Annotated in this window: 4 protein-coding genes; all 4 read right to left on the bottom strand. The window is 59.9% G+C overall.

Features of this window, described 5'->3' with window-relative positions; all coding sequences use genetic code 11:
• Window positions 1-188: 188 nt before the first annotated feature.
• Complete coding sequence (locus tag PA598K_RS31400) at window positions 189-1,136, bottom strand: carbohydrate ABC transporter permease (RefSeq protein ID WP_128660716.1); 948 nt, start codon at window positions 1,134-1,136, stop codon at window positions 189-191.
• Window positions 1,137-1,160: 24 nt separating this feature from the next.
• Window positions 1,161-2,015 (bottom strand): carbohydrate ABC transporter permease, encoded by an 855-nt coding sequence (locus PA598K_RS31405; protein WP_128660717.1) that lies wholly within the window; start codon window positions 2,013-2,015, stop codon window positions 1,161-1,163.
• Window positions 2,016-2,068: 53 nt separating this feature from the next.
• Window positions 2,069-4,627: a DUF5696 domain-containing protein gene (locus PA598K_RS31410; RefSeq protein ID WP_128660718.1), complete on the bottom strand. Its 2,559-nt coding sequence runs from the start codon at window positions 4,625-4,627 to the stop codon at window positions 2,069-2,071.
• Between the two features lie 15 nt (window positions 4,628-4,642).
• On the bottom strand, window positions 4,643-5,028 hold a 386-nt coding region (locus PA598K_RS31415), incomplete at its 5' end, for a YIP1 family protein (protein ID WP_128660719.1).

Raw genomic sequence — 5,028 nt, forward strand, 5'->3', positions numbered from 1 at the left:
GGTTGTTCAAAAAGTCCGCTGTTGATCACGAAGCAGTTCAGTGAAGTGGAATCGACATCGAATCTTGAATGCAGTCGGAACTTCCGGTGCTCACGTAGTTTCCACTACGCTCCGCTCCTCATTTCCTCCTGCCTTCAACCTTCTCGGTGCTGAACACCGGCCTTTTTGAACACACATTTAAAGCCGGTCTACCCGACCAGGCCCGTTCTCTCGATACTCTCGACGAAGTAGCGCTGGACGAACAGATAGATGATGATGAGCGGCAGGATCGCCATCAGGATGCCGGTGTCCTGCACCATGCTCAGATAGAACGGATCGGCCGTCGACGTATCGCCGCCCGACAGCAGGATCGACAGGTTATGCGGCAGCGAGGACAGCTGCGTCGCCATCACCTTGCTGCTCGTCAGATAGGTCGTCGTGTAGAAGCTGTCGTTCCATTGCCAGACGAACGAGAACAGCAACACCGTGACGATCGACGGGATCGCATTGGGCAGCATGATCCGCATAAATGTCGTGCCTACCCCTGCGCCGTCGACATAGGCGGCCTCCTCGACCTCCTTGGGGATACCCCGGAAAAACTGGCGGAAGATGAAGATGTACAGCCCCGCCTTCAACGAGGTCGCCGTCAGCGAGGTGAGCAGGAACGGCCAATACGAGTTAAGCAGGTTAACCGGCTTGCCCGTCAGCAGCGGGATCAGGCCGAGCAGCGTGAAGTCCTTCAGATTGAGATACAGCGGGATCAGGATCGTCGTCGGCGGCACCAGGATCGTCAGGATGACCCCGGCGAACAGCAGGTTGCTCCCTCTGAACTTCAGCCGGGCGAAGCCGTACCCTGCGAGCGCGCAGGAGATCGTCGTCAGGATCGTCGTCGTCCCCGCCAGGGTAAAGGTATTGAGCAGCGTCTGCCAGTAGTCCATCACCGAGATGACCTGGCGGAAGTTATCGAGCGTATAGTTCTGCGGCACCCAGACGACGATCGGCGAGTACAGGTCCGACTTGGCCTTGATGGCCGTCGCGATCTTCTGGAAGATCGGGTACAAGACGACGAACGACAGGCCGACGATCAATACGAAGCGAACAATAATCCAGAGCCAGCGCTTCCAGCTCTCCAGCGATAATATCCGGATGGCATGCATGTTATTCCGTCCTCCCTTGCGCAGCTAGTCTTGATAGAACACTCTCTTGGACACGACGTACGAGACGATGGCCAGGATGAGCGCGATCGACAGGAAATAAATCCAGGCCATCGCCGAGCTCAGGCCAAAATTGAACCGTACGAACCCCGTCTCCCGGATGAGGTCCGTCAACGCATTGCGCGAGAACGAATCGATGATCGTGTAGATGATGTTGACCAGGATAAGCGGGCTGACCATCGGAAACGTAATTTTCCAGAACGCCTCGTAGCCGGTCGCGCCCTCGATCTTGGACGCCTCGTACAGCGCCGGCGAGATCGTCTGGATGCCCGCCAGGAAGATCAGGAGCTGTACGCCTGACTGGCTGACGATCTGATAGATCCGGTCGACGGCGCCGGTCAGGTAGTCGACGATCCATTCGCTGACGCCGGCTTGCAGCATGATCCTCTCCAGCTCGAAGCTGCCCAGCGCATTGATGATCCGTGCGCCGCTGTTCTGGTCGTTGATCGCCTGGATCAGACTCGTGCTCTCCAGCGTCATGATGACGCCGGAGGCGAGGATGACCGGCAGGAAGAAGATCGAGCGGGCTACCGAGCGGCCAAAAAACTTCTGATTGAGCAGCACAGCCAGGAACAGGCTGAAGATGACGATCAGCGGCACGTTGACGACCATATTGACGATGGATTCGGTCAGCACACGATTGAAGCTCGTATTGACCGTCAGTGCCTCGATGTAGTTTTTCATTCCGGTGAACTGCACCGACAGCCCTTCGGCGCTCGACTCGACCTTGCTGAAGCTATATCTCAGCGAGGTCAGCAGCGGCGTCAGGAAAAAGAAGATGAAGCCGAGCAGCCAGGGCAGGACGTAGAGGAAGCCCCACATCGCCTTTTGCTGCGCGTACGTACGCGGCTTTGATCTAAACTTCAGGTTCGCTCTCAGGACGATTCACCACCTATCGCATAGCTCTCGGCCTCGATCCGCCGGCCCTCGGCCGTCACCGGCTCGCGGTTGTAGTTGACGATGAAGTAGACGCCGTTCTCGTAGATGGACTTGAACACGCCGTCCGCCAGCTTCTCGTGATCGCTCAGCCGCTGGCCCGCTACCTTGGAGAGCGCTTCGTTCACTTCGCCGTACATCTGCGCCGCAGTGTCGAGCCACTGCTCGTAGTTAACCGCGTACAGATAATCAAATTCGGTGTCTTTCACCTTGTGCCCGGATTGATAGATCCAGGTAAAGTACACATGCGAACCGTACTCGAGGCTCTTGAGCACATACTGGCTCGCGTTCGTATGCGTCGACAGATTGTACGGCGTCCCCGTATAATCGATCGAGCCGCGCACGACCATCTGGTAGAACGGGATCTCCTCGTCCTCCAGCTTGAAACGGCTGCTGCTGAGCGGCGCATGCGTAATGTCGGTCACGTACGGGAGCGCGTAGGCGTTGCCGCCCTGCGCCATGACGTTGTCCTGGCTGGCGCTGATCCGCTCGAGCGCCTCCACCGAGACGCCCTCGGACTGCGTCCGGTCGATCTGGCGGTTTTTGCGCATGTCGCTGTTCACCTGGTCGGCGAGGTCCCGCAGCGAGATGCCGCTAGATGGATAAGGGGCCAGCCCCTTGAGCAGCGACTCGACATATCCCGGCACCTTCGTCGGCGAGACGACGTACGCAGGGTTGCGGTCGCGGTCGCGCCGATTGAGCGCCTGATTCATCGGATAGAGCTCCGCCGGCGCTTCGCTCAGCATCCGCGACGCTTCCTTGGACACCCGGAAGCCCTGCTTGCGATTGGCCATCAGCAGCGCCGTGTCGGGATACAGCTCGACGCCGCGCGATTCGAGGAATGTCGCCAGCTCCTGCATGCCGCGCTTGCCGCCGAGCGCGCCGTCGACCTTCACCTTGTCCGGCACCTTGTGGTCGAGTCCTTCGTTGAACCATCCGGCGTATTGGAGCTTGATCCGATCGACCTCACGCTCCTGGAGCGCCTCGACGATCGTCTGCGCCTCCTCGAAGGTCGTCAGCGGCTCCAGCGCCTCATACGGGATGCCGAGCCGATGCTTGAGCTTCGGGATGCCGCCGACCAGCTGCAGGTAGAACGGCGACTGCGCATCCGGCGCGAGCTCCTGCGAGGCAGCGAGCTGCTCGCGATCGATCAGCGATTGCCGATAGCTGCTCGCCATCCCGGCATAGGACGCCTCCTCCCCCGCCAGGAATGCATAGCGGATGACGAAGTCGGAGCTCGTCGCCGCCTCCTGGAATTTGGGCAGCGTACGGACAGCGCCGTCCGCGTTGAGCGTGATGTCGTCCTTGTTGACGACGATGAAGCTCGGGTAGACGTAGTTGTAGCTGTTGATCTTGCCGCTGATGTCGGCCGTCACCGAGGCGACCGCCGCGCCCTGCTCGATCATGCCGAGCATCGCCCGCCCCTCCTTGAGGATGCCGAAGACCGGCAGCCGCACCGTCTCGTCGAGCGAGTAGGTGAGCGAGCTGTTCGTCGTGTTGTCGGTGCCGTATACGGCCTGACGGTAGGCGGGATACGCCGTTTTGCCATTGTTGAAGTGGATCAGCGCCCCCGAGCCGTCAGGGACGAGCAGCGAGCCCTCCTCGTCCGTCCCGCCCGCCCCGAAAAAGTCGAGCACGGAAATCGCGTTGATCGGATAGTCTCCGGGATAGCGTATCTCCGAGGACGGCACCCGCACGAGCAGATTGTCGCCGTCGAGCGTATATTCGATCGTCAGATTAAACATCCGCGGCGTCGGCTTGGGCTGGTCGAGGCTGTTGTCGGCGATGTCCTGCTCCAGATCCTCGGAGGTGTAGCCGGCCTCCTCGAATGCCTTGAGCGCCCGCTCCAGCTGCAGCCCCTGCAGCGCCGAGTCGTTCCGCGTATAGAAAGGCGCGTCCTTGTCTTCCGTATAGGCGATCCGTATCGCTCGCTGGCCCGCCTTGTCGAGCTTGCTCAGCACCATCTCCTCGAGGCGCTCCTTGGCGATTCGCTTCGGCATATCGTCCATCGACTTCTTGTTCGTACCGAATTGGTAGGACACCCGCAGCCCATCCGGCAGTCCCTCGTATTTCATCTGCTGGTTGAGCACGCTGTCCGTATAGGTGTTCACCGTACTGACCTGCCCGAGATTGTTGTAGAAGCTCATCCGCACCTGGGAGGACAGCATATCCTTGTTGGTCCCCGTCGCCAACGTATCGGCATCGGGCTCGGCCGGATTGCTCCGCCAGATGTCGCCGCTCGCCCGATTGAGCACGGCGATGCCTGCCGTCGCTTCGTCGACGTACAGCTGCAGCGACTCGTTCTGGGCGATCCCCTTCATGCCGGGCAGTCGATTGTCCGTAAAGGCCGACTGCAGCCGCTCCCCGTCGGCGACGGCGATGATCTGAGGCTCTGCCGCCGCTTGCGCAGCCTCCGAGTCGCCGCCCGAGCAGCCCGATAGCAGCAGAAGGCCCGTCAGCAGCAGCGCCAACCCTAGGTAAGTTTTCGTTACTCTCATCCGTTGCCTTCCTTTCTAGCTTCTTAGCGACAGCTCTTGGTAGATCGTCGAGACGAAGCCGACGATCTGCTGGATCAGACTGAAGAACAGCAGACACAGGAATGCCATGAACCCCATCGCCACGACCGTCAGCGCCATCGTCACCAGCGTCTTGGACGGCGAGAATTGATGCACCGTCATGTTGCCCACGAACAGCAGGAACAGACACCAGAGGACCGAGAGGCTGCCGGAGAAATAATAAAACGACGCCTCCTGAAAGGTGATAAAGTTACTCAGCCAGATCCACGGGAACTGGATAATGATGAGCGGCACCAGGGCAAAGCAGGTCGCCATGAAAATTTCGGCGAACTTGCCCTCGCCGTCCATCAGCGTCGTCAGCGACCAGTTGGCCACGCACCAGA

Source organism: Paenibacillus sp. 598K (assembly GCF_003851045.1).
In the GTDB taxonomy this organism is placed as follows: domain Bacteria; phylum Bacillota; class Bacilli; order Paenibacillales; family Paenibacillaceae; genus Paenibacillus_D.

Coding starts and splice junctions, on each gene's coding strand:
- PA598K_RS31400 (WP_128660716.1), bottom strand. CDS start 1,136: ATGCATGCCATCCGGATATTATCGCTGGAGAGCTGGAAGCGCTGGCTC.
- PA598K_RS31405 (WP_128660717.1), bottom strand. CDS start 2,015: ATGTGGGGCTTCCTCTACGTCCTGCCCTGGCTGCTCGGCTTCATCTTC.
- PA598K_RS31410 (WP_128660718.1), bottom strand. CDS start 4,627: ATGAGAGTAACGAAAACTTACCTAGGGTTGGCGCTGCTGCTGACGGGC.